The organism is Pseudomonas sp. B424 (assembly GCF_055408345.1).
The window spans coordinates 1-24,094 of the sequence record NZ_JBUZTL010000024.1 but is presented as its reverse complement, the minus strand read 5'-3'; the positions used below and the strand labels follow the sequence as shown (position 1 = coordinate 24,094).

Below are 24,094 nucleotides of genomic sequence, written 5' to 3'. Positions count from 1 at the left end.
CCGCCTCGCAAATTAATGAACATCTCGATTGAGGATTTTGCGTTGCCGTTCGGAATACAAGGTACGCAGCGCGCAAACCCCTCGAGCGCAGAGGAAGTCAGGCATGCCTTCAGGCTGCCTGCAGTGGTTATTCAGGAGAGCTCATGAGTGTTAAAGATGAACCCGCCACGACTGGCTCGGTATCCCAGGTACTCAGGCCCATACGTGGGCGACTGATTATTGCGGCGGTGTTGGCCGCTATCGGCACCATGCTGACACTGGTGCCCCTGGCCGGTATCGCCCATGTCGCTCAGCTTGCAATGGGTCAGGCCGACGTTGCTACCGCCTGGGGCCAGATGCAGGATCAGGTCTGGCGGGTTGTCATCATCAGTCTGGTCTGCCTGTTCCTGGGGATGACGCTGATCTCGATGGGCGAAATGGTCGCGCACCTGGCCGACAATCACATCACCGGTTATTTACGCCTGGCGATTACCCGGCGGCTGGCCAAGGTGCCACTGGGCTGGTTCACCAGCCGGGCCTCGGGCGAGGTCAAGCAAGCGATGCAGGATGACATCGGTACGCTGCACAGCCTGACCGCGCATTTCTTTACCACGCTGGGCCGCACTATCGGCGCGATCCTCATCTCGATCCTCTACCTGTTCGCCATGGACTGGCGCATGGCGATTGTCTCGCTGCTGCCGTTCCCGCTGTTTTTCCTGTTCTTCTCCAGGGCCACCAAGGCCAGTGGGGCGAACATGCAGTCATTTGGCGCCGGCATGGCACGGATCAACAACGCAGTGGTTGAGTTCGTCAACGGCATTCCCGTGGTCAAGGCTTTCGGTGTCGAAGGCAAGGCCCATGGCAGCTACCGCGAGGCGGTCGATGGCTTCGCTGACGCGTTTAACGACTTCACCCGGCCGCTGGTCAGTGCGATGGCCAACGCCCACGCGATGATCGCCCCGGTGGCGGTACTCGGCGTGGTGCTGGCGTTTGGCACGTTGTGGGTGAGCCTGGGCTGGATCACTCCGGTCGAGGTGTTGCCTTTCGCCCTGGTGGCACCGGGCATCTGCGCACCCCTGCTGCTGCTGAGCTACGTCACCCACGACTTGAACAATGCCACCGGCGCTGCCCAGCGTGTGCATACGCTGCTGCAAACACCGGTGCTGGAAACCTTGGCGGGCGCCGCGCCGACGCTGGCGGACAATGCCGAAATTCGTGTCGAGCAACTCGGCTATAGCTACGACGGCCAGACCCCGGTGCTCAAGGATGTCAGCTTCACCCTCAAGCCGGGCACGGTGACGGCGATTGTCGGTGCTTCCGGCTCCGGCAAGTCGACCCTGGCCCGCCTGCTGCTGCGCTTCTTTGATCCGAGTGAAGGGCGCATCACCCTGGGCGGCGTCGACCTCAGGCAGATCGAGAGCGCGCAGCTGTACCGGCGCATCGGTTTTGTGCTGCAGGAAGTGCGCCTTATCCATGCCAGCCTGCGCGACAACATCGCCTTGGGCCGCCCCTCGGCCAGCCAGCAGGAAATCGAAGAGGCCGCCCGCACCGCGAATATTCACGAGCGCATCCTCGCCTTGCCTCGGGGTTACGACTCGGTGATTGGTGAGGATGTGCAGCTTTCCGGCGGTGAGTTGCAGCGTGTGAGTATCGCCCGCGCGGTATTGCTTGATCCGCCGGTGCTGGTGCTCGATGAAGCCACGGCGGCCGCCGATGCCGAGAATGAAGTGAAGCTCCAGCAAGCGCTGTCGCGATTCGCCCGGGGCCGCACCTTGATGGTGATCGCGCACCGGCTCGATACGGTGATGCACGCCGACCAGATCATCCTGATCGACAACGGCACGATCTGCGAGCAGGGACGTCACCACGAACTGCTCGCCCGCAAAGGCCGCTACGCCCGACTGTGGGCGCTGGGCGGCTACGAACAGGCCAAGGAACAGGCGGTATCGTCATGCTGAAAACCTTTATTCAACTGCTGGGTGAAGAGGCCCCGGTACTGCGCCGGTACCTCTGGATGACGCTGGTCTACGGCCTGCTCTGCGGGCTGACGATTGTCACCCTGGTGCCGGTGCTCACCTATCTGCTGGGCAGTGACGTGCGCTCGGCAGGGCAATGGCTGATCGCGCTGGTGATCGGTGTGGTGGTGTGCTGGGCGCTACGACGCAACGTGGAGAAAGCCGGTATCCGTGTCGGCATCGCCGTTCTCCAGCGTGGCCGTCATCGGCTCGGCGACCATGTGGCGCGTCTCCCGGTGGGCTGGTTCAGCGCACAAAACACCGCCCGGCTGAGCCATGTGACCTCCCAGGGCATGATGGAAATGGCCCAGCTTCCCGCTCACGTTTTTACCCCGCTGATCACGGGTGTGGTTACACCGGTAGTGATCCTTGTTGCGTTGTTCGCGTTGCATTGGCAAATGGGGCTGATCGCACTGGTGACACTGCCGATCCTGTTTGGTGTCTTTGCGCTGACCGCTCACCTGGGCCAGCGTGCCGACCAAAGCTTCCAGTACAACGCCGCGCATGCCAGCCAGCGCATGGTTGAGTTTGCCCAGGCGCAATCAGTGCTACGCGCATTCAATGGCGAGGACGGCGGTACCCAGTTTATCGAGCAGGCCATCGGGCGCCAGCAGCAGTCTGCAAAGCGGCTGATTCACGTATCGGCGATGTCGGTGGTGTTCAACGCCTGGGCGGTACAGGCTGGCTTCGCCGTGTTGCTGGTGGCCGCCACGCTATGGCTCGGTGATCAGTTGGGCGCAAGCCTGGAACCGGGTTCGGTCATCGCCGTGATCGTGTCGTTGCTGCTGGTCAGCCGCTTCATCGACCCGCTGCTGGAAGTGGCCGGTTATAGCGAGGTGCTGCGTGGCGCGCGCGGTCAGCTGGATGCGGTGCGCGGGATCTTTGCGGTCAAGCCCCTGCCTGAGCCGCAGGCCCCACAAGCGCCGGTCGATGGATCTGTTGAGTTGCGCAACGTGAGCTTCCGCTATGCCGAGGATCAGGCTGATGTACTGCGCGATGTCAGCCTGCGTATCGAGCCCGGCAGCATGACCGCGCTGGTCGGTGCTTCCGGCTCGGGCAAGACCACCCTGGTGCGGCTGATTGCGCGCTTCTTCGACGTGACGCAGGGCAGCGTGATCGTGGGCGGTGTGGATGTCCGGCAGATGTCCAGTGAACAACTGGCCGGTCAGATCAGCCAGATCTTTCAGGACGCTTACCTGTTCCAGGGCAGCATCGCCGACAACATCCGCATCGGTAAACCTGATGCCGGCGATGCCCAGGTGATGGAAGCGGCACAACAAGCCGGGGTCGTGGAGATCATCGAGCGCCTGCCCCAAGGCCTGGATACGCCGGTGGGCGAGGGCGGTGCACGACTGTCCGGCGGTGAGCGTCAGAGAATTTCCATCGCCCGTGCGCTGATCAAGGACGCCCCGATTCTGTTGGTCGACGAGGCCACCGCCGCCCTCGACGCTGAAAACCAGGCCGCCATCGCTGAAACGCTGGCACGTTTGCGCGGCACCCGCACGCTGATCGTCATCGCCCACCAGCTGTCGACGGTGGCCATGGCCGACCAGATTGTGGTGCTTGATCACGGCCAGATCAGCGAGCAGGGTTCCCATGCGCAATTGAGTGCCACGCCAGGGCTCTACGCGCACTTTCTCGCGCAACGCCGAGCCGCGAAAGGCTGGCGCATTGCCGGGACGTCTGACAGTGAGGGCGGTTCTTGAGTCGTGCAGCCTTACTGATCCTGTTTGCCGTGCTCTGTTGCCTTTCGTTGATGGTGGGGGTCAAACAGGTTTCCTGGACCGAACTGTTCACGTTTTCCGATGACGCCTGGTTGACCCTGACTGCCAGCCGTCTTCCACGCCTCGCTGCCCTGATCCTGACTGGAGTGGGGCTGGCCGTGTGCGGTGTGATCCTGCAGCAGATCGTGCGTAACCGTTTCGTAGAACCGGCGACTTCCGGCGGCCTGGATGCAGCAAAGCTGGGCATCCTGATTTCACTGACGGTGGCCCCCGCCGCCGGTGCGGCCGGCCGGATGCTGTTTGCCCTGGCGTTTTGTTTTGCGGCGAGCCTGCTCTATGTCGCGATCATCCGTCGTATCAAGTTCAAGAACACGGTGATGGTTCCGGTCATTGGCCTGATGTACGGCAGCGTATTGAGCGCCGTCGCGGAGTTCTATGCCTACCGTCACAACAACTTGCAGAGCATGCAGGGGTGGATGCTGGGTGACTTCTCGAAAATCGTCCAGGGTAACTACGAGATCATCTATCTGATCTTGCCGATCGTGGTGCTCACTTATCTATTCGCGCACCGCTTTACCGTGCTCGGTATGGGCGAGGGCATGGCCAGCAGCCTGGGCCTGAACTACGCGGCCAACGCGGCACTGGGGCTGATACTGGTGGCGGTGACCGTCTCCGCCACGGTCATTACCGTGGGGGCGATTCCCTTTGTCGGGCTGGTGATTCCCAACCTGGTGGCGCTGCACTACGGCGAGAACCTGGAGCGAACATTGCCCATCGTTGCCCTGTGCGGCGCGTCGCTGTTGTTGGCGTGCGACATCCTCGGCCGCTTGCTGATCTACCCCTTCGAAGTGCCCATCGGCCTGACGGCGGGCAGTGTGGGCGGTGTGTTGTTCCTCGTGCTGCTGATCAGGAAGTACACATGAGAGGCGTGGCTACCCGCTATGGCCTCTGGGGGCTGGTGCTGATCCTGGCGATAGCGTTCCTGTTGCTGGGCTCAGGCTTTGACTTCGAGTACGTCATTCCCAAGCGACTGACCCGTTTGGCCGCGATGGGCATTGCCGGGGTCTGCATTGCTTATTCTTCGGTGATTTTCCAGACTATTGCCGGCAATCGGATACTGACGCCGGCGATCATGGGGTATGAGGCGATCTACCTGCTGTTCCAGGCCCTGCTGATCCTGGTGCTGGGCACCCAGAGCCTGGTGCTGTTGGGGCGTAACGGTAATGTGTTGTTGTCGATCCTGCTGATGCTCGTCTATTCGTGGCTCATTCACCGTTGGCTGTTCCGTGACGGACGCAACAACGTGTACCTGCTGCTCCTGCTGGGACTGGTACTGAGCATGGTGATGGGGACCTTTACCCAGTTTATCCAGCTGAAGATCAGCCCCGGCGAGTTCTCGATTTTCCAGGGCTTCAGCTACGCCTCGTTCAACAAGGCGCAACCCGGGCAAGTGATCTATTCGGGGCTGTTGGTGGCGGTGGTGTGCTTTATGACGCAAAGAACCCTGCCGGTGCTCGATGTGCTGTCGCTGGGGCGTGACCAGGCGATTTCCCTGGGGGTCGATTATCAGCGCAGCGTGCGCCTGCAACTTGCACTGATCGCGATTCTGGTGGCGGTCTCCACCAGCCTCGTCGGGCCGACGGCGTTCATGGGCGTGTTCGTGGCGAACATCGCCTATGCGCTTGCCCGCACCGCCCGGCATCGGGTTACGCTGCCCATGAGCTGCGCCATCGCCATCGGCATTTTCATCATCGCCCAGTACCTGGTCGAGCAGATGTTCAACTTCAACACCTCCGTCAGCATTCTCATCAACCTGGTGTGTGGCGTGTATTTCCTCGCGCTGATGGTTCGAACCCGAGGCGCCCCATGATCTCCCTCAGTCACGTCTATAAGACGTATGGCAACAAACACGTCCTGAGCGACGTCAGCGTTCAGTTTCCGCCAGGGCAGGTGACCTCGTTGATTGGCCCCAACGGGGCAGGCAAGACCACACTGCTGATGTTGATCGCACGTCTGCTGGCGCCGACTAGCGGCGATCTTCTGATTGGCGGGCGCAGCATTGCGGATGTGCCGATCCGCGACTATGCCAAACGCGTCGCCACCTTGCGCCAATCACCCGATTTCAGCCTGCGGCTGACCGTTGAAGAGCTGGTGGCCTTCGGGCGCTTCCCCTACAGCCGTGGGGCGCTCACCGCTCATGATCACCAGGCCATCGACGAGGCCATTGAGTTTCTGTCACTGCAACCGCTGCGCCTTTCTTACATCGACGAACTCAGCGGCGGGCAGCGGCAGATGGCGTTCCTGGCGATGACCATTGCCCAGCAAACCGATTACCTGCTGCTGGACGAGCCGCTCAACAACCTCGATATGAAGCATGCCGTACAGATCATGCGAGCGCTGCGCCGTTTGTGCGACGAACAGGGGCGCACGGTGATCCTGGTGGTGCATGACATTAACTTCGCCGCCAACTATTGCGACCATATCGTGGCCATGAAAAACGGCGCAGTGCACTGCCGTGGCCCGGTGGCGGAGGTCGTCACCGAGGCGCGCCTGCGCGATCTGTTTGATCTGGATTTCGAGATCCTGCAGAGCGAGCAGGGGTTTGTCTGCAACTACTTCAACCCATCACCGTCAAGGGAGCTGATATGAGCACCGGTAACGCAAAAAGAATCTATGGGGCACTGCTGGCAGTCGCTGTGGCGGCCAGTCTGCAAGGGTGTGACAAGCCGTCGGCAGAGGCGCCTGCGCCAGTCACCGCGCAGGCACACTACGAGCCGATCAAGATCGAGCATCCGTTGGGTACGACGGTGATCACCAAGCTCCCCGAGCGCGTGGTGGCCTTCGACATGAGTGAACTCGATACACTCGATCAACTCGGCGCGCCGGTGGTGGGTATCGCCAAGGACTATGTCGCGAACTTCCTCGTCAAGTACCGTGACAACCCGGACATCATGGATGTGGGGTCGACCATCCAGCCCAACCTTGAGCGGTTGCATGCCCTCAAGCCCGACCTGATCCTGATCTCGCCGCTCCAGGCGCAGAGTTACACGGAGTTGAGCCAGATCGCACCTACGGTCTATGACGATGTGGACCTGACCAACAAGCAGGGCAATCTGATCACCACGGCCAAAAACCATTTGACCACCCTGGGGCACATCTTCGGCAAGGAAGAACTGGCCCGCCAGAAAGTCGCGGAGATGGACGCCAAGGTAGAGCAGACCCGACGCGTGACCGAAGGGCGCCCCGAGAAAGCGCTGATCGTGCTGCATAACAATGGGGCCTTTACCTCCTATGGCGTGAAGTCGCGCTACGGCTTCATCTTTGACACCCTGGGCGTGAAACCGGCCAGCACCGACATCGAGGCTGGCCTGCATGGCCAGCCGATTTCCAATGAATTTATCCAGCAGGCCGATCCCGATATTCTCTACGTGATTGACCGCACGGCGGTGATGGAACGGCGGCCAGCGCTGGATATGAAGAGCCTGGACAACCCACTGCTGCGCAAGACCAAGGCCTGGAACAATGGGCATGTGATCTTCGTCGATGCCCAGACCTGGTACCTGTGTACTGCCAGTGTGACGTGCCTCAATCGCATGGCTGACGAGGTGGTTCAGGGTTACAAGGGCTGATCCGCTAGCCGTACTGGCAGCACAAAGGCCGGGTGCCATTGCGGTACCCGGCCTTTTTTTGTAAAAAATATACAAATGCTAATGATTGCTATTGAGGTTTTCGCGTTCTGGTTCGGAGAACTTAGTAAATACATTTCAACTCTCCGAATCGAAAGGAACCCAGCATGTCGGAACGCTGTCGCCAACATCGCGCCACCCCTGATTCACCACAGGGTGCGCAACGCTTTACTTTGAATCGTACGTTCACTGCCGTGCAGATGGCACTGTTGCTGGGGATGACCGGGCCCTCCATGGCTGTGGCCGCCGAGCCCCAGGAGGGTGCAGGCAAAGCCAGCCTGGAACTGTCTGAAACGCGGGTGGAGGGTGCCATGAACTCCGCCACAGATCTGCCGCCTGCGTATGCGGGAGGGCAGGTTGCCTCCGGCAGCCGCATCGGACTGTTGGGCAACAAGGACTTCATGGAGACACCGTTCAATTCCATTAGCTATACGGACGAATACATACAGAACCGCCAAGCGCAGGATATCGGTTCGGTGATCGGTGCCACCGACCCCTCGGTGTATGTGCCCACCAAGCGCAGCAACTTTGAAACCTTTTTCATTCGCGGCTTCTACAGCAACGCCGATGACATCACCTTCAACGGGCTGGTCGGCATGGCGCCCAACATGCGCGGTTCTACCGAACTGGCCGAGCGTATCGAAGTACTCAAGGGCCCTTCGGTGTTGCTCAACGGCATGCCACCCAGCGGCAATGTGGGCGGCAGCATCAACCTGGTCCCTAAGCGTGCAGGCGATGAACCGCTGGCACGCTTGACGACCACTTATGAGTCCCGCGGCCAGGGCGGCGTGCATGCGGATCTGGGGCAGCGCTTCGGTGATCAGAAGCAGTTTGGTGTGCGCTTCAACGGGGTTTACCGTGACGGCGATACGGCCGTGGACAATCAGCAACACAAAATGGCGCTGTCTTCCCTCGGGCTGGACTGGCGTGGTGAGCGCGCTCGTTTGTCGGCCGACTTCTATAAGCAGCGTGAGCGTATCGACGGCCTCAACTACTTTGGTATCAACACCATTGGACCTAACGTCACCCACCTGCCCAGCCCCAAGAAGGGCGATTACGCGCTGGCGCCAGATTGGGCCTACACCATCAACAACACCACCACCACGATGGTGCGGGGCGAGTACGATCTGACAGATTCGCTCACCGCCTACGCGGCATGGGGGCAGCGTGACGGTGGTTACAACGCGCTGATCAACTCAAGCACCCTGGTGAACAACGCGGGTGACATCAGCTCTTTGGCGATTCGTTCGATTCGCAGTGGCACCCAGCAATCCGGCGAGGTCGGTTTGAAGGGCAAATTCCAGACGGGACCTGTGGATCACGCCTGGACCATCGCCGCGACCCGCTTCACGTCCGATAACAGTTTCAAGGATGCCAAGGCCGCGATCCCCGGCAACACCAACTATGACAACCTGAACTTCGGCAACGCGCCGACCTTTCCGGGCTATGGTGTGACCACCTCGCAAATCAGGGCCAACCTGGGCAGCTATGCAATTGCCGACACCTTGTCCTTCGCAGATGGCCGAGTGCAGTGGACCGTGGGTGCCCGTCGCCAGCGCGTGCAAAACACCAACGCCACCTTCGGGTCCACGGCCTCGAAAACCAGCTATGACGAAAGCCGTGTTTCGCCGGCCACCGCGCTTCTGGTCAAGGTGACGGATGAAGTGTCGCTTTACGCCAACTACATCGAGGGCCTCAGCCAGGGCGCTACGGCACCTGATTCTGCAGAGAATGCCGTTACGGTCATGCAGCCGTTCCAGACCAAGCAGTACGAGGTGGGTACCAAGGTTGACTTGGGCACTTTCGCCCATACCGTCAGCCTGTTCCAGATCGAGAAACCCAGTGCCTTTACCGATCCGCTCACCAATGTCTTCGGCGTCTACGGCGAGCAGCGCAATCGTGGCGTGGAATGGTCATTCTTCGGCGAGCTGCAACCGCGGCTGCGCCTGATGGGCGGTGCGACCTACACCCAGGCGGAAATGACCAAGGTGGTCAGCGGCGGCGTCAAAGACAAGCAAGTCACTGGCGTACCCAAGGTGATTGCCAAGCTGGGCACAGAATATGACCTCCTTGACGTCCCTGGGCTGACCCTGACCGGAAACATCAACCATACGGGCAAGCAATACGCGACCAACGATCATCGGGTCTCGCTGGACTCGTACACCACCTACGATGTGGGTGCCCGCTATGCCTTCAAGGTCGAGACCAAACCGGTGACCTTGCGCGCCACCGTGCAGAACGTCACCAACAAGGCGTACTGGCTCGGCTCCTGGAAAGGCGGTGATGGCAGCGGCCTCTCCGGTGGCTTGGGTGCGCCACGCACGGTGCTGCTCTCGGGTACCGTGGATTTCTAACGGTTTATCAGCCAGCAAGCCCGGCGGTCAAATCCGGGGCCTGGCGCCAGAGGTGCGAAGAAGCCTGCAGAAATGCAGGCTTTTTTGCTTTGGGTTTCGCTGTCTCGTTTGAAAAAGCAGTGTGCCGCTGCGCCGTTACGCGCCGCAGCTTCTCAATATACTCAAGCTGAGACCGGCACCTGCCGCTATGGATGTGCTTGATGCCATCGACGTATTGCGCACCCTGAATGCTGATAACAGCCGCAAGGTGCCGGCCGGTGCACCTGCTGCCTTTGTCAAAAAGCGCTGGCAGAGGTTGGTGATGACTGACGCTGGCATCGACCGGCGTTACTACGAACTGTGCGTGCTGTCGGAACTCAATAATTCTCTGCGTTCGGGCGATATTTGGGTGCAGGGTTCACGCCAGTTCAAGGACTTCGAAGACTACCTGGTGCCGTCCGATAAATTCGCTGGCCTCAAGCAGATCGGCCAGTTGCCGTTGGCTGTGGAGACTGATTGTGATCAGTACCTGCACGAGCGATTAATGCTCCTGGAAACACAGCTCGCTAAGGTCGATCAACTAGCAGCGGCCAACAATCTGCCGGATGCCATCGGATCGGGCAAGTTCAGGCCATTGCGGCCGCTGCATTCGGCTTAACGTGCTTTATTTTCCGTTTTCTGAAGCGACCCCTGTTAGCTCACTGGTTCGGCATTTACCCGAGAAAGAAACGTCGACGTTAACGGTTAAATGTGAAGCGGATGGTGCCCGCTTTTTTGCCTCGAGCACCACGCGTTTCCATCTGAAAGAGGTGACTGTTGACGGCAAGCCCAGTGAGCCTTTCAACGTGTACCCCGGTGTGCCGATATTGGTCAAAGGCGCGAAAATCAAGGTCCCCCAGCAGGCAGGGTGTTAGACCCTTGCAGGTCAGTGCTCTTGCTCAAGGCTCTTTTTACGAAGCACAGGGGCATGCTCGGGAGTTTCGTCGGCCTCCACAATCGGCACTTCCTTGCCGTTGCAGTCGAACAGTTTGCCGTCACGGAAGACATCACCATCGTTGAGCCCACAAATGTCCCGGTGGTACAGGATGCGATCGCTGGCCGCGACGAATACCGACTGTTGGTCGGAGTTGCCGGCCCGTATGTGGTTGAACAGCAGGTTGAGCAGGATGGCCATGATCGCTGCCGAGCTGATGCCGGAGTGGAAGATGGTTTCGAACCAGCTCGGGAAGGCGTGGTAGAAGTTTGGCGCTGCAATCGGGATCATGCCGAAGCCGATCGATGTGGCCACGATGACCAGGTTCATGTTGTTTCGGTAGTCCACCTGCGCCAGGGTGCGGATGCCGCTCGCCGCGACGGTGCCGAACAGTACCAGGCCGGCACCCCCGAGGACGGCGGTGGGCACGGCGGCAACCAGTCGGCCCATCACCGGCAGCAGCCCCAGGGTCACCAGGATCAGGCCCGCGGTGGCAACCACGTAGCGGCTCTTGATGCCGGTCACGGCCACCAGGCCTACGTTCTGCGCAAAGGCACTCTGGGTAAACGAACCAAACAGAGGGGCCAGGGCGCTGGAGATCATGTCTGCCCGCAGGCCGTTGCCAAGGCGTTTTGAGTCGACTTTGGTGTCGATGATTTCTCCAACGGCAAGAATGTCTGCGGAGGTCTCGACCATGGTTACGATGATCACGATCAGCATCGACAGGGTCGCGGCGAGCTGGAACTGCGGAAGGCCGTAGTGCAGGACTTCGGGCAGTGCGACCAGCGGCCCTTCAAGCACCTGGGAGAAATCAGCCATGCCAAAGGCTGTTGCCACCAGTGTGCCGATGACGATCGCCAGCAGAATCGACAGTCGCGAGATGCTGGCGCTGCCCAGCTTGCTGAGCAGCAGCACGGTGACCAGGGTGAAAGCCGCCAGGCCTATGTTGGCCATGCTGCCAAAGTCGGGCGCCTGGCTGTTGCCGCCCATGGCCCAGCGTGCCGTGACAGGCATCAGGGTCAGCCCGATGGTGGTGATGACGATTCCCGTCACCAGTGGCGGGAAGTACTTGATGATGCGCGAGAACAGCGGCGTTATCAGCAAGCCGATCACCGACGCCACGATCACCGCCCCGAACACGACGGGCAGCCCGCCCGTGCCGTCACTGCCGATAATGGCAACCATGGTGGAGACGCCGGCGAAGGACACTCCCTGGACCAGGGGCAGGCGGCAGCCGAAGAAGGGGATCCCGAGTGTCTGCAGCAAGGTGGCCAGGCCGCCGGCGAACAGCGATGCGGCGATCAGCAGGCCAACGTCGGCAGAAGTAAGCCCCGCCGCCTGACCGATGATCAGGGGGACAGCGATGATGCCCCCGTACATGGTCAGCACATGCTGAAGCCCGTAGGCCAGGTTGGCACCCGTACCGAGGTTTACGTCTTCTGGAAGAGATGAAGCGGAAGAAGTCATGGTGAGTAGCTCGCTTTTGTTGTTTTAGATGCGTCTAACAGCACGTTCTCAGTCGCATTCGATGAGTTTTTTGGGCGTACGGACCGCCCGGGTTGTTGCGCTCAACGGCCTGAACAGGTCACTCGCCACTGACCAGCTGGCGGGCCAGCCGGTTGTGGCGCTCAAGTACCAGAGGCAGGTCGACGGTGGTGAGGCGGCCGTCCCTGACCACTACACGGCCATTGATCACACTGGTGTCGACGTGGGTAGGGGTGCAGAACACAAGCGCTGCCAGCGGGTCGTGATGGGCGCCGGCATAGGCCATGTGGCCAAGGTCGAAGGCGACGAAATCCGCCACCATCCCGGGTGCCAGGGCGCCAATATCATTACGGTTGAGCACCTTGGCGCCGCCCAGCGTGGCAATTTCCAGGGCTTCGCGAGCGGACATCGCATCGGGGCCAAAACCGACACGCTGCAACAGCAGCGCCTGGCGCACCTCGCCGATCATGCTGGCGCCATCGTTGGAGGCCGAACCGTCGACACCCAGGCCCACCGGGACACCGTGGTCGCGCATCTTGCGGATCGGTGCGATCCCCGAGCCCAGGCGCATGTTCGAGCACGGGCAGTGGGCTACCCCGGTGCCGGTGCGCGCGAACAATTCAATGCCGTGCTGGTCGAGTTGTACGCAATGGGCGTGCCAGACGTCGGGGCCGACCCAGCCCAGGTCTTCGGCGTATTCGGCCGGCGTCATGCCGAACTTTTCGCGGCTGTAGGCGATGTCGCTGACGTTCTCTGCCAGGTGCGTATGCAGCGACACACCGTAGTGGCGCGCGAGAACCGCTGATTCACGCATCAGGTCGCGGCTCACCGAAAAGGGCGAGCAGGGCGCCACGACCATGCGCAGCATCGAGCCATGGCGGGGGTCATGGTAATCCTCGATCAGGCGCTGGGACTCCTTGAGGATGTAGCCCTCTTTCTCCACTACTGAGTCGGGCGGCAGACCGCCCTGGCTGCGGCCTACGCTCATGCTTCCGCGTGCCGCGTGAAAGCGCATGCCGATTTCTGCGGCGGCATGAATGCTGTCGTCGAGCTTGCAGCCGTTGGGGTAGATGTAGAGATGGTCGCTGGAGGTTGTGCAGCCGGAGAGCATCAGCTCAGCCATCGCCGTCTGGGTCGAAACCGCGATCATTTCAGGCGTCAGGCGTGCCCAGATGGGATAGAGGTTGGTCAGCCAATTGAACAGCTCGCCGTCCTGGGCCGCCGGCACTACACGGGTGAGGCTCTGGTACATGTGGTGATGGGTGTTGACCAGGCCCGGAATGACCACTTTTCCGGCCATGTCCAGAACCACATCGGCCTGCCGGGGCAGCGTATCGGTCGGGCCGACCTGCTTGATCAGGTTGTCCTCGATGAACAGGCCGCCTTGCCTGATCTCCCTGCGCTCACCATCCATTGTTACCAAAAGTTCTGCATTCTTGATCAGTAAAGTCTTGGTCATGTGTATTCATCCCTGATGGTGATTTGGTTGCAACGAGACTTTGTCGCAGGTACAGGTTTCGACCTGCGAAGCCCGTGCAACCAGGCACTGTGTGGGTGCAATCTGTTGCTGTCTGGATCGGTCAGTGCCCGCGCTGGGTGCATGTTCAAGGGAATTGGCACGTGATCCTGTTCACTTGCAAGCCTTGGGCCACCTGCAAGCGTGCGCCAATGCGGGCATCGACCAAAGGCGAGAGCAGGTTCCAGGCGGTATTGCGCGGGGAGCGGGATAGAGACGAACGGGTTGCTCATGCGATAGCTCAAGCAAGCATCGTAGTGAGGGTTGAACGACATTCGCGGATGATGCGCGATGGGTTCAAGCAGCTGTGTGTGTCCCATGGTTTTAGACCGTCGCAGTACGCATCGGCGAATACCGGTGTCGTAGGCGCGGATTTATGTAACCAGATTTTGTGGAAACTGTATACAAGAATAAGGCCCCGGATGGGCATCCAGGTTGTGCCGGGAAAAGGCAAATTCCTACATGCCTGTAGGAACTGACTGTCAATACAGGGCGACTTATTGGCTTGCACAATTCGTCGTTCGTATTGCTAGAGCGTGACAGCACGTTGAAAGCGAGTTGATCCGCCGACGTTCAGTTTTTTAGCCTGCCCATAACGAAAACAGGGAGTACACATGAGCACTATTCGTTGCCCCGATTGCGGGAGCGCAGCCAGCGCTTACGGCAGTGTCACCCACTGCTGGTGTGACAAAATGTACTGTGACCATACCCAGGACATGTTTGCTACCTACAGCTGCGCCTGTGGCTCGGGCGGTGTAACCCCGCAAGCCCGGCAACACCAGGAGCATCAGGAAGCAAAGTTTTTGGCCGAAATGGCCCGTGACGTGTCGGCGCTGCTCGCGACCCTCCCGAATAAAATCAGGGGGGCTTTTCAGACTCAAAGTGTCATGGCCAACGACTCGCAGGTGCAGGTGGTTTTCAGCAACGGCTGTAGTGCTGCGATTACCGTCACGTGCGTGTATTCGAATCCCTGGGAATTTCAGGTGATCAGCAACTATCAGACAGTTGTGGCCAAAGGAGGAGGGGAGCTCAAGGCGGCGCTGGCAAGCATTGCCAATGGTTAGTTGAGCGCCCTGCGCGGGCGCGAAAAACAGCCTCGCCCCCTCGCTCAGGAGGGGGCGAACTCGGTCCTCAAATCAGCTCTCGGTGGCGGTGACAGGCTCGAGCGCAGCTTCAGCCGCCAGCTTCAACCGGTCGGCTTTGCTGATGTATTTGTCCTTTTTTTGCGGTGCCAGTTTGGCACTGGCCTTTTTGGCGTGAGCCTTTAACAACTGGGTGATTTTTTTACGACGATTCATGCTTTTTACTCGGCTTGTAAATTCTTGAAGGGTTCAGCTGGACAGTGAGGAGCTCGCCCGCACCTGCAATTGAGGGGGCAGGATGATCGACTCGGTGGCCTCGCCCTTGATGCGCTTGAGCAACAACTCCACGGCATGTTGGCCCATCTGTGCCAGCGGCAGGCGCACGCTGGTGAGCGGCACGATCAGTTCGCTGGCCAGTGCAATGTCGTTGAAACCCACCACGGCGATGTCCTTGCCCGGCATCAGCCCCTTGTCACGTGCAGCGCCCATCAGGCCGATGGCCAGGAAGTCGTTGACCGCGAAAAACGCCTGCGGCCGCGGGGCAAGCCTCAGCAGGTACGCGCCCTGCTTGTGCCCGGTGAGGCTGTCGAAAGGGCCGTTGAGGGTCCATTCCGGGCGCAGGGTGATGCCTTGCTCGCGGTAATAACGGGTAAACCCGCGGGTGCGGTCAGCCCCGGTGGATGCATACCGCTCGCCCGCCAGAATCGCCACATCGCGAAAGCCCAGCCCGTACAGGTGCTCGGCCGCCAGCCAGCCGCCCAACTCATCATCGCTGCACGCCGCTACATGCCCGGCAATCTGCCGGCTCACCAGCACGTAGGGGATGTGTTTGCGTGACAGCAGGTCGAGCAGTGGCTGGTTGTCACCCACATGGGAGTCCCCCACGATCAACCCGGCCACCGAGCGGCGCAAGGCATGTTCGGCACGGGCCATCTGACGCGGTTGCTGGTCGTCGGTGTTGGACACGAACGTGAGGTAACCGGCCTGCTCGGCCGTGCTGTCGATGCTGTCGTAAATGGTTGCCATCACCAGGTCGGTCAGGCGCGGCATGAGCACGCAGATTTCCTGACTTTTACGCAACTTCAGGTTGGATGCCTGCGTGTTCGGTCGATAATCCAGCTCTTTTGCCAATGTCCGAATACGCGCCACCACCTCGGCCGACGCCGCTCGCTCGACCCCGGCAGGGTCGCCATTGAGCACCCGCGACACCGTGGAAACGTGCACGCCCAGTGCAGTCGCCATGGACTTCAGGGTAGCGGGGCGAGATTGATTCGGCATGTTTGAGGGGGTTCCGGCAGTCTGTTATTCAGCGCGCGGATTCTACCCGAACAGGACGCAACTTCCCGGAATTAAATCTTTACCCAAACGTTTGACTAAAACTTTTCTCCGCTCTACATTTCGCCAACCCAAACGTTTGGGTAAAACAATAAAAATACGCCGACTCCGGCTAATACCAGTCAGTCAGGGGAGAGGTGGGAGCGGGCTTGCTCGCGATTGGAGCGGCGCGGTGTGAGCATCTGACCGCGTCGCCTGTATCGCGAGCAAGCCCCCTCCCACAAGGGGTCAAGTTCAACCCTTAACTGACCGGCATCAGTGGGCTCCGGCCGACTTTTTGACTTCTGCCATCACTTGAAGAGTCAGATCCCTATGAACCACCCAGCGATTCCGTCTTTCCGCTACCAGATTTTCTTCCTGATCATGCTGATGGCACTGCTCAATTACATCGACCGGGGGGCGATTGCCTATGCTTCGGCGAGCATTCTTCCCGAGTACGGTTTCGACAAGGCCGACTGGGGCAATGTGCTGGGTTACTTCGGTTACGGCTACATCCTCGGGGCGCTGGTCGGCGGCATTCTGGCCGACCGTTTTGGCGCCAAACGCATCTGGCTGATCGCCGGCGCCACCTGGTCGGTCTTCGAGATTGCCACCGCGTTTGCCGGCGACTTCGGGCTGGCTTTTCTGGGCGGCTCGGCCATGGCCGGGTTTGCCACGATCCGTGTGATGTTCGGCTTTGCCGAAGGCCCGGCCTATTCGGTGATCAACAAGAGCGTGGCCAACTGGGCTACGCCCAAGGAGCGCGGGTTTGTGGTGTCGGTCGGCCTGCTCAGCACGCCGCTGGGTGCGCTGCTGACCGCGCCGGTTGCAGTCGGCCTGCAAACCCTGACCGGGGACTGGCGCAGCATGTTTGTGGTGCTGGGCGTGGTCAGCCTGGCGCTGTTGATTTTCTTCATGACGCGCTTTACCAACACCCCCGATGAAAACCCCCGTGTGTCCAGGGCCGAGCTGGAGTTCCTGCGCAAGGAGCGCGCCGAAGCCGTCAATGCCTCGACCCCCACCACCAGCGTTGCGCCGGTCTGGCACTTCTTCAAGAACAAGGACTTGCTGCTCAATGCAGTCGGTTACTTCTCGTTCGTGTACGTGACCTTCCTGCTGCTGACCTGGACCCCCAAATACCTGCAGGACGAGTTTCACTACAACCTGTCATCGCTGTGGTACATGGGCATGATCCCGTGGACCGGTGCCTGCTTCACCGTGCTGCTGGGGGGCAAGATCTCCGACTTGCTGCTGCGTCGCACCGGCAACCTGAAAGTGGCCCGCAGCTGGCTGGCCGCGACCTGCCTGTTGTTGACCACGCTGTGTTTCATCATGGTCTCGCAAGCCCAGACCGTGTGGGGGGTGATTGCCCTGATGACCCTGGCCAACGCCCTCAACGCGCTCCCCAACTCGGTCTACTGGGCCGTGGTGATTGACACCGCGCCGTCCAACCGCGTGGGTGCCTACAGCGGCATGACCCACTTTATTGCCAACACTGCGTCGTTCATCGCCCCCATGCTCACCGGCTACCTGACGGTTCGTTACGGTTATTCGTCGATGTTCGTGGCCGCAGCGGTGGCCACGGCCCTGGGCATGAGCGCGATGCTGATGGTACGCCCCGGCGGTCGCCAGACAGCACCTTCCCCTATACCTGCTGTTGCCTGATGGAGTTGTTTTTATGAGCCTGGCGAAACCTGCCCACGCTGGATATTTTTTTGGCCAATCGGTCACCGCGCTGGCCGGGCGCCTGCGCGAGGGCAGCCTGACGAGTGTCGGGCTGACCCAGGCCGCCCTGGACAGCATCGAGCGGCTTAACCCGATCTTGAATGCCTTTGTTCAGGTCGATGCCCCTGTGGCACTGGCCCAGGCCCGCAAAGCCGATGAGCTGCTTGCCAAGGGCGTGGACCTGGGCCCGCTGCACGGCATACCGGTGGCCGTGAAAGACAATATCGATACCTTCGACTACGTCACCACCTATGGCTCGGCGCATTTCAACGGCTTCAAGCCGGCACGCGATGCGCTCTGTGTGCAACGCTTGCGCGAGGCCGGTGCGGTGATTGTCGGCAAGACGTTGACCCACGAGTTCGCCTACGGTCCGACCGGCGACCGCTCGCTTCAGGGCGCGGCACGTAACCCGTGGGATGTCCGTTGCATCACGGGTGGTTCCAGCGCCGGCAGCGCCGCGGCAGTCGCCAGCGGCATGGTCCCGCTGGCGCTGGGTACCGACACCGGCGGTTCAATCCGCATTCCTGCGGCGTTGTGCGGCGTGGTCGGCTTCAAGCCCTCGTTTGCCGCTGTGCCGCTGGAGGGGGTGTTCCCGCTTTCATCGAGCCTCGACCACGTGGGCCCCATCGCCAACTACGTTGAGGATGCGCGCCTGCTGTTCGAAGTGTTGGTCGGGCGAGCTTGCGCACCGGCGCTCAATCCTCGGCCCCTGCGGGTCGGCTGGATCACTTGCGGCAGCTTTGGCCCGGTCGACGCCGAAGTGAATCGCCAGGTCTGCCAGGCGGCGCAGCAGCTGTTTGGCGAAGCGCTGCAGGACACCGCGCAACTGCAACCGCTGGCAGCGGACATGAAAGACACCTTGCTGGTGCTGCAACGCGCCGAGGCCTTTGAAGTTCATGCCGAGCGCATGCACGAGGCACCGCAGCTGTTCGATGAGGAAGTGCGCGAGCGCCTTGAGTTGTCGCAGGAAGTCAGGGGCTGGCACTACATCCGTGCCCAGGCTGGCCAGGCGCGGCTCAAGGCGGCAATGGCGGATGTGTTCGAGCACTATGACTTTCTGGTTTCGCCCTGCGTGCCGATTACCGCCACAGAAATCGATGCCCGGGAGGTTCGGGTGGGTGAGCAGGACATCGATGTACGCGCCGCAGTGCTCAGCCATACCAGCGCCTGGAACCTTACCGGGTTACCTGCGATCAGCCTGCCGGTGGGACAGGTGAGGGGGATGCCGGTGGGGTTGCAGGTGATAGGCGCCGCCGGAGCAGATGATCGTCTGCTGGAGGTGATGGCCAAGCTGTTTGTGCGGGCCTGAGTAGCCCGCACATGCTTCATCGTTCCCCAGTCCTCAGCCCTTGGCGACCCCCACCCGCCACTGCGAGGGCGGCCGTATGCCGTTGACCAGGTAGTCGCCGACAATGCGCGACTTGTACACCCGGGGGTTGTGATTGGCCAGGGTGCGGGCGTTGCGCCACAGGCGGTCCAGCGCTTTGTTGCTGGCAGTGGCGCTGGCGCCCAGGGCATCGAAGAGCGCGGTGGTTGCGGCGAGCGTGGCATCCACGACGGGGTTGACTGCCAGGCTCACTTCCAGCTCGGCTTGTGCCACCTGCGGGTCGTCATGGGGCAGCACGTGTTCGCTGGCGATGGTGTGCCGGGCCGTGAGCTCCAGACGCTGCGCCGCTTGCCGGGCGATGGCTTGTGCGGCGTAGGCCTGGCTGGCTACTTCGCCGATCACTTGCAGCAGTTGCACGTCCTGGGCGGCAGTATCGGCATTGCCCGTGGAAAACGTCCTGGCCCGTTTGCTCAGTTCCTCGGCGCCACTCAACGCGGCGCGGCGGGCGATACCGGCGAGGGTGCTCAGGTGATACAGCTGAAAGAAGGATTGCCCGTAGGCAAAGCGCTGGTCAGTGGGGCGCGGTTCATCATCCACGCGGGCGTTATCAAAGAGGCAGGTGCCACTGGCCGTCAGGCGCTGGCCAAAACCGTTCCAGTCATCGACGATTTGCACGCCAGGGGCTTTGAGGTCGACCACCACGGTGTACAGCGTGCCGTCTTCCCCGGTGGCGACGGTGTTGATCAGGTCGCTGTAAAGCGCGCCGGTGGTGTAGAACTTTTTGCCGGTGATGCGCAACGATCCGTCTTCAGCCCGGTAGATACGTGTTCCAAATTCGCCGCGGGTCTGGGTGCCCACCTCGGTACTGCCCGGTGAGAGCAGTGCGCCCTGGCTGAGTTTGTCCAGCCACTTGGCCTGCCAGTCAGGGCTCTTTGAAACGAGCACTTCTTCGCAAAAACCGAAATGCCCGCGCAGTGCCTGGGTGATGTTCGAGTCCGCCGCGGATAACTCGGTCAGCAGGGTCAGCAACTCAACCAGCGTGGCGTCGTGCCCGCCATAACTGTGGGGCAAGCGCCAGCGTGGCAGGCCCAGTGCGTTCAATTGTGCGATGACAGTGGCCAGGCTGCTGCGCGAACTGTCAGCTTCTGCGGCGTGCGCGCTGATGTGTTCAAACAGCGGGCGAAAGGGGGCGGCCAGTTCTTCATAACGGGCGGTTGGGGCGGTGCCCCAAATATTCAAATCTGGATTAGGCATGCAGTCTGACCTTGCCGGGCCTGCGCTCAGTGGCGCGCGGGCGCTGTAATGAGTGAAGTAAATGCAATGAGGCCCAGTGGTCTGGTCAGGCCACCCTAAACCGGGACCGGATAAATTCTTAATACGAAAAACTGCTAACCAAATACCCGTACAGGGTTCTATTGATATGCCTTAAAAGTATTAACTTGCTAATCACTTATTGCGCTAGCTTCTAAAAACACCACGCTTGGTGCCAAAAAAAGCCTCCTCTCTCAATACCAGACTGCATGCCTACAGATGGTCGAGTTAGCCGTTAACTCTGTGGGTATCCTGAATGACAGTTCGACGCAATCTGCTGGCCCTGTTGGGCCTGGCCTCCCTGACGCTGCATGGCGCAGCAGCCTACGCGGCACAGCCAGCGACCCTGGTGGTGGGTGATCAGTTCTTTTCCAATCGCATTGTTCTGGAGCTCTCGGGTGAGCTCAAAGACTTGCCGTATACCATCGACTTCAAGCGTTTCAATACCGGATCACCGGTGGCTTCGGCAGTTGCCAGCGGTGCCCTGGATATTGGCGTGGTGGGTGATACCCCGGTCATCAGCCTGGCGGCCAACGGCGCCCCGGTGAAGGTGGTGGCCAGTACCCAGACCAGCCTGAACGGCGTGGGGATTGTGGCCCGGCCGGGCATTCATTCGGTGGCTGACCTCAAAGGCAAAACAGTCGCCATCTGGAACGGCTCCTGGAGCCAGCAAATGATGTTCAAGGCCCTGGATGAAGCCGGGGTTGCGCGCGACAGCGTGACGTACAAATACCTCCTGCCTGCGGAAGCGAGCATGGCCTTGAGCCAGGGCGACATCGATGCCTTTGGCACCTGGGAACCCTATGTCTCCTTGCAGGAGAAAGAGGGCAGCACCCTGATCCGCAACGCCAAGGGCCTGATGAGTGCGCCGACTTATGTGGTCGCTTATGAGCCGGTCCTGGCGCAGAAGGGTGAGCTGATCAAGGACTTTGTGGCACGCCTGACCCGCGCCCGGGTGTGGAGCCAAAGCCATGTCGACGAGTACGCCGCGGCCTGGTCCAAGGCCAACCAGTCCTCGCCCGAGATAGCCAGGGCGTGGTTCAAGCGCGACGCCATAACGGTGCTGCCTATTTCGCCCGCGATCATCAGCGAAGCCCAGGCCACGTCCGACTTTTTGTACGACGCCAAGCTGCTCAAAAAGCCCTACGACGTGACCCCGATGTTTGACCGCGCCCTCTAACTACCCAGGAATAACCTTATGGCCAAGCAAATGGCATTGGCGGGGTTCATGCTCTCAGGCCCCGTTGTACATAGCCACGCGGTGTGGCGTCACCCGCAAACCCGTAGTCATTTTCTCGACCCTGACTACTACATCGAGATAGCCAAAACCCTTGAAGAGGGCTGCTTTGACCTGCTGTTTTTCGCCGATCGCCTGGCGGTCGGGGATCAGGCGGGGCAATCCCGGGCGCGCTCCTTCGAGCTGGGCGCCCAGGATGCGGCGCGGCTGGACCCGCTGCCGATTCTCAGCCTGCTGGCCGGCCACACACGGCATATCGGCCTGGGGCTGACGCGCTCTACCACCTACTATCAGCCGCCCCATGTGGCGCGGGCGATTGCCTCTCTGGATCACATCTCCAGGGGCCGCAGCGCCTGGAATATCGTCACCTCGATGAACGACAGCGAAGCGCGCCTCTTTGGCCATGCGCAGCACCTTGCCCACGACCAGCGCTACGCCCGTGCCGATGAGTTTGTCGAGCTGGTGCTCAAGCTGTGGAACAGCTGGCAGCCTGACGCGCTGGTGCTGGACAAGGTCCGGGGCATCCTCGCGGACCCGGGCAAGATCGATGCCTTCAAGTACCGGGGTACCTTTTTTGACTGTGATGGCCCGCTCAATATCCCGCGTGTACCCCAGGGCCAGCCGGTGTTGATTCAAGCCGGGGCTTCGGGCCGTGGCCGGCAGTTTGGCTCGCGTTGGGCCGAGGTGATTTTCAGCATCAACAGCCGGGTGGAGCGCATGCTCGAGTTCCGCCAGGACATCCACCAGCAGATGCGCGCCATTGGCCGCAACCCGGATGAGTGCAAGATCCTCACCGCGGTCATGCCCTTTATTGGCGGTACTGAGGCCGAGGCGATCAAAAAGCGTGATGAGCACAATGCACTGGCCAACCCGGAGTTGGGGGTCATCACCTTGTCGACTCAATCAAACTTCGATTTCACCCAATTCCCGCTGGATACCCGACTGCTGGATATCGCCAGGCACTCGGCGACGCCTGATGTGATTGCGCAAAAACTGCGTCTGGAACGCGACATTACCCTTGGGGAATACGGCGCAATCATGGCCGCCAGCATCCGTGTACCGCAGCTGGCGGGCACCGCAGAAAGTGTGGCGCAACAGTTGATCGACTGGCTGGAGCTGGGCGCTTGCGACGGTTATGTGGTGTCGCCCGCCTACCTGCCCGGTACTTTCACGGAGTTCACCGAATCGGTGGTGCCGATCCTGCAACGGCGCGGCTACCTGCGCACCGCGTATGAACATCCGACGTTGCGTGGGCATCTGGGCCTGAAGCGTTTTGATTGATGATCCACAAGCGAGGGGCTTACCCCTAAACCCCTCGCTAACACTTCAGTATTCGATTGTTCCATCAATGCGTGCGCTTCTGTGAGCGCTTGAATCCTTGTGCCCGTGCTTAAAAGCGTCGAGCGGTGGTGTAGTTTTTCTTCCAGTAGGAGTTTTCCAGAGAATCGATACGAATCGTTTTGCCCTTGCGCGGCGCATGGATAAAACGGTTGTCGCCGATGTACAGGCCCACATGGTTGCTTCGAGCACTGCCCTGGGTACGGAAGAACACCGCATCGCCAGGTTTCAGGGCATGCCGGGCGACGGTCGGTTTTTTCGCCTTGAGCATGTCGGCGGTGGTTCTTGGCAAATGGATATTGGCTTCTTGCTTGAACAGGTACACCAGCATGCCACTGCAATCGAAGCCCTTTTCCTTCGACATGCCACCCCAGAGATAGGGGATGCCGAGCAAGGTGTGTGCGTGGTTGATGACCTTGCGCACATGGAGCGGCGAAGAGGCTGCGTGAGACTTCTGGATGGCTGAAGAGTAAGGCTTGCGAGCTTCCGAAGCCGTAGCAAGACCGCAGCCGGCGAGCGTAAGAAACACGATCAGGGAGATGAATTTTGACACAAGTAACCTTCCGATTGATGGGGGGTACTTGAAGTCTAAAAGTGCGGTTTAAGCGGATATGTAGGGTGGATCCTACAGAAATTACGGTATTAATCTGATCCCGACGAACAGTACTGGTTGTATTGAAAAAAGGGGGGGTTGCGCTGACCTTCGTTTTGAGCCTTAGGAGGCGTGAGCGTTCTTGCTCTTTATCTACGCGCTCCTTCGGTAGTTTTTTTGCAGTTGATTTACAGCGTACATATCCATTCGATGCGCCGCGGCGTTCTACGGGGTTCGCCCTTGCTCCGGTCCTGCTCCGTGGGCACGCCGAAGGGGCGGGCAGGTCAAAAGCAATGCCCGCCGAGGCGGCCGACCGGCCGGCCTGTTTGGCGGCGAGGTCTGCGAGACTCGCACATCTCCTCTGTGGGAGCGGGCTTGAACTGGTCCAGTAATTTCGGACATTCTTTTCGGTTCTCACGCCGCCATCTTTTCCGCTGCTACTGGAGAGTGGTATCCG

At 60.5% G+C, this 24,094-nt stretch carries 18 protein-coding genes and 1 pseudogene; 13 read left to right on the top strand and 6 right to left on the bottom strand.

Annotated elements, in window-relative coordinates; translation table 11 throughout:
- Positions 1 to 143 precede the first annotated feature (143 nt).
- The 8 genes and pseudogenes from ACZRMS_RS21600 to ACZRMS_RS21565 all read left to right on the top strand — a co-directional run.
- Positions 144 to 1,937 carry an ABC transporter ATP-binding protein gene (locus tag ACZRMS_RS21600; RefSeq protein WP_463997008.1) on the top strand — a complete coding sequence of 598 codons (1,794 nt, stop codon included), beginning with the start codon at positions 144 to 146 and terminating at the stop codon, positions 1,935 to 1,937.
- A complete protein-coding gene (locus tag ACZRMS_RS21595; RefSeq protein WP_463997007.1) occupies positions 1,931 to 3,700 on the top strand; it encodes an ABC transporter ATP-binding protein in 1,770 nt (589 codons plus the stop codon). Before ACZRMS_RS21600 ends, ACZRMS_RS21595 begins: the two co-directional genes overlap by 7 nt.
- The gene (locus ACZRMS_RS21590; RefSeq protein ID WP_463997006.1) at positions 3,697 to 4,641 is read left to right on the top strand and encodes an ABC transporter permease; all 945 of its coding nucleotides are present in this window, start codon (positions 3,697 to 3,699) and stop codon (positions 4,639 to 4,641) included. The genes ACZRMS_RS21595 and ACZRMS_RS21590 overlap by 4 nt, the downstream gene beginning before the upstream one ends.
- Positions 4,638 to 5,588: an iron chelate uptake ABC transporter family permease subunit gene (locus tag ACZRMS_RS21585; RefSeq protein WP_463997005.1), complete on the top strand. Its 951-nt coding sequence runs from the start codon at positions 4,638 to 4,640 to the stop codon at positions 5,586 to 5,588. Before ACZRMS_RS21590 ends, ACZRMS_RS21585 begins: the two co-directional genes overlap by 4 nt.
- Complete coding sequence (locus ACZRMS_RS21580; RefSeq protein ID WP_463997004.1) at positions 5,585 to 6,367, top strand: iron ABC transporter ATP-binding protein; 783 nt, start codon at positions 5,585 to 5,587, stop codon at positions 6,365 to 6,367. The genes ACZRMS_RS21585 and ACZRMS_RS21580 overlap by 4 nt, the downstream gene beginning before the upstream one ends.
- Positions 6,364 to 7,347 (top strand): siderophore ABC transporter substrate-binding protein, encoded by a 984-nt coding sequence (locus tag ACZRMS_RS21575; protein ID WP_463997003.1) that lies wholly within the window; start codon positions 6,364 to 6,366, stop codon positions 7,345 to 7,347. The genes ACZRMS_RS21580 and ACZRMS_RS21575 overlap by 4 nt, the downstream gene beginning before the upstream one ends.
- A 164-nt stretch (positions 7,348 to 7,511) precedes the next feature.
- Positions 7,512 to 9,758: a TonB-dependent receptor gene (locus ACZRMS_RS21570; protein WP_463997002.1), complete on the top strand. Its 2,247-nt coding sequence runs from the start codon at positions 7,512 to 7,514 to the stop codon at positions 9,756 to 9,758.
- 112 nt (positions 9,759 to 9,870) lie between these two features.
- Positions 9,871 to 10,392, top strand: a pseudogene (locus ACZRMS_RS21565) (Tn3 family transposase); the annotation flags it as partial.
- 270 nt (positions 10,393 to 10,662) lie between these two features.
- Here the strand turns inward: ACZRMS_RS21565 and ACZRMS_RS21560 are convergent.
- The gene (locus tag ACZRMS_RS21560) at positions 10,663 to 12,177 is read right to left on the bottom strand and encodes a nucleobase:cation symporter-2 family protein (RefSeq protein WP_463997001.1); all 1,515 of its coding nucleotides are present in this window, start codon (positions 12,175 to 12,177) and stop codon (positions 10,663 to 10,665) included.
- A 118-nt stretch (positions 12,178 to 12,295) separates the two neighbouring features.
- Positions 12,296 to 13,654 (bottom strand): 8-oxoguanine deaminase, encoded by a 1,359-nt coding sequence (locus ACZRMS_RS21555; RefSeq protein ID WP_463997000.1) that lies wholly within the window; start codon positions 13,652 to 13,654, stop codon positions 12,296 to 12,298.
- Positions 13,655 to 14,325: 671 nt separating this feature from the next.
- On the opposite strand from ACZRMS_RS21555, the gene ACZRMS_RS21550 reads away from it, so the two are divergent.
- Positions 14,326 to 14,775, top strand: a complete 450-nt coding sequence (locus tag ACZRMS_RS21550) for a hypothetical protein (protein ID WP_463996999.1) — start codon at positions 14,326 to 14,328, stop codon at positions 14,773 to 14,775.
- 72 nt (positions 14,776 to 14,847) lie between these two features.
- Here the strand turns inward: ACZRMS_RS21550 and ACZRMS_RS21545 are convergent, their stop codons facing one another.
- Both ACZRMS_RS21545 and ACZRMS_RS21540 read right to left on the bottom strand, forming a co-directional pair.
- Positions 14,848 to 15,009 (bottom strand): DUF2986 domain-containing protein, encoded by a 162-nt coding sequence (locus ACZRMS_RS21545; protein ID WP_463996998.1) that lies wholly within the window; start codon positions 15,007 to 15,009, stop codon positions 14,848 to 14,850.
- A 33-nt stretch (positions 15,010 to 15,042) separates the two neighbouring features.
- A complete protein-coding gene (locus tag ACZRMS_RS21540) occupies positions 15,043 to 16,071 on the bottom strand; it encodes a LacI family DNA-binding transcriptional regulator (RefSeq protein ID WP_463996997.1) in 1,029 nt (342 codons plus the stop codon).
- A gap of 369 nt (positions 16,072 to 16,440) precedes the next feature.
- On the opposite strand from ACZRMS_RS21540, the gene ACZRMS_RS21535 reads away from it, so the two are divergent.
- Positions 16,441 to 17,772: an MFS transporter gene (locus ACZRMS_RS21535; RefSeq protein WP_463996996.1), complete on the top strand. Its 1,332-nt coding sequence runs from the start codon at positions 16,441 to 16,443 to the stop codon at positions 17,770 to 17,772.
- A 13-nt stretch (positions 17,773 to 17,785) separates the two neighbouring features.
- On the top strand, positions 17,786 to 19,141 hold the full coding sequence (locus ACZRMS_RS21530) for an amidase (RefSeq protein WP_463996995.1): 1,356 nt from the start codon (positions 17,786 to 17,788) through the stop codon (positions 19,139 to 19,141).
- A 33-nt stretch (positions 19,142 to 19,174) separates the two neighbouring features.
- Here ACZRMS_RS21530 and ACZRMS_RS21525 read toward each other — a convergent pair whose 3' ends face one another.
- A complete protein-coding gene (locus ACZRMS_RS21525) occupies positions 19,175 to 20,413 on the bottom strand; it encodes an acyl-CoA dehydrogenase family protein (protein ID WP_463996994.1) in 1,239 nt (412 codons plus the stop codon).
- A gap of 313 nt (positions 20,414 to 20,726) precedes the next feature.
- Between ACZRMS_RS21525 and ACZRMS_RS21520 the strand changes: the two genes are divergently transcribed.
- Positions 20,727 to 21,650, top strand: a complete 924-nt coding sequence (locus ACZRMS_RS21520; RefSeq protein ID WP_463996993.1) for an ABC transporter substrate-binding protein — start codon at positions 20,727 to 20,729, stop codon at positions 21,648 to 21,650.
- 18 nt (positions 21,651 to 21,668) lie between these two features.
- Positions 21,669 to 22,988, top strand: a complete 1,320-nt coding sequence (locus ACZRMS_RS21515; RefSeq protein ID WP_463996992.1) for an LLM class flavin-dependent oxidoreductase — start codon at positions 21,669 to 21,671, stop codon at positions 22,986 to 22,988.
- A 109-nt stretch (positions 22,989 to 23,097) separates the two neighbouring features.
- Here ACZRMS_RS21515 and ACZRMS_RS21510 read toward each other — a convergent pair whose 3' ends face one another.
- Entirely contained in the window at positions 23,098 to 23,598 is a 501-nt protein-coding gene (locus ACZRMS_RS21510; RefSeq protein ID WP_463996991.1) for a C40 family peptidase, read from the bottom strand.
- Positions 23,599 to 24,094: the final 496 nt, after the last annotated feature.

Coding starts and splice junctions, on each gene's coding strand:
- ACZRMS_RS21575 (WP_463997003.1), top strand. CDS start 6,364: ATGAGCACCGGTAACGCAAAAAGAATCTATGGGGCACTGCTGGCAGTC.
- ACZRMS_RS21550 (WP_463996999.1), top strand. CDS start 14,326: ATGAGCACTATTCGTTGCCCCGATTGCGGGAGCGCAGCCAGCGCTTAC.
- ACZRMS_RS21580 (WP_463997004.1), top strand. CDS start 5,585: ATGATCTCCCTCAGTCACGTCTATAAGACGTATGGCAACAAACACGTC.
- ACZRMS_RS21570 (WP_463997002.1), top strand. CDS start 7,512: ATGTCGGAACGCTGTCGCCAACATCGCGCCACCCCTGATTCACCACAG.
- ACZRMS_RS21595 (WP_463997007.1), top strand. CDS start 1,931: ATGCTGAAAACCTTTATTCAACTGCTGGGTGAAGAGGCCCCGGTACTG.
- ACZRMS_RS21535 (WP_463996996.1), top strand. CDS start 16,441: ATGAACCACCCAGCGATTCCGTCTTTCCGCTACCAGATTTTCTTCCTG.
- ACZRMS_RS21545 (WP_463996998.1), bottom strand. CDS start 15,009: ATGAATCGTCGTAAAAAAATCACCCAGTTGTTAAAGGCTCACGCCAAA.
- ACZRMS_RS21560 (WP_463997001.1), bottom strand. CDS start 12,177: ATGACTTCTTCCGCTTCATCTCTTCCAGAAGACGTAAACCTCGGTACG.
- ACZRMS_RS21600 (WP_463997008.1), top strand. CDS start 144: ATGAGTGTTAAAGATGAACCCGCCACGACTGGCTCGGTATCCCAGGTA.
- ACZRMS_RS21530 (WP_463996995.1), top strand. CDS start 17,786: ATGAGCCTGGCGAAACCTGCCCACGCTGGATATTTTTTTGGCCAATCG.
- ACZRMS_RS21555 (WP_463997000.1), bottom strand. CDS start 13,654: ATGACCAAGACTTTACTGATCAAGAATGCAGAACTTTTGGTAACAATG.
- ACZRMS_RS21520 (WP_463996993.1), top strand. CDS start 20,727: ATGACAGTTCGACGCAATCTGCTGGCCCTGTTGGGCCTGGCCTCCCTG.
- ACZRMS_RS21585 (WP_463997005.1), top strand. CDS start 4,638: ATGAGAGGCGTGGCTACCCGCTATGGCCTCTGGGGGCTGGTGCTGATC.
- ACZRMS_RS21515 (WP_463996992.1), top strand. CDS start 21,669: ATGGCCAAGCAAATGGCATTGGCGGGGTTCATGCTCTCAGGCCCCGTT.
- ACZRMS_RS21525 (WP_463996994.1), bottom strand. CDS start 20,413: ATGCCTAATCCAGATTTGAATATTTGGGGCACCGCCCCAACCGCCCGT.
- ACZRMS_RS21540 (WP_463996997.1), bottom strand. CDS start 16,071: ATGCCGAATCAATCTCGCCCCGCTACCCTGAAGTCCATGGCGACTGCA.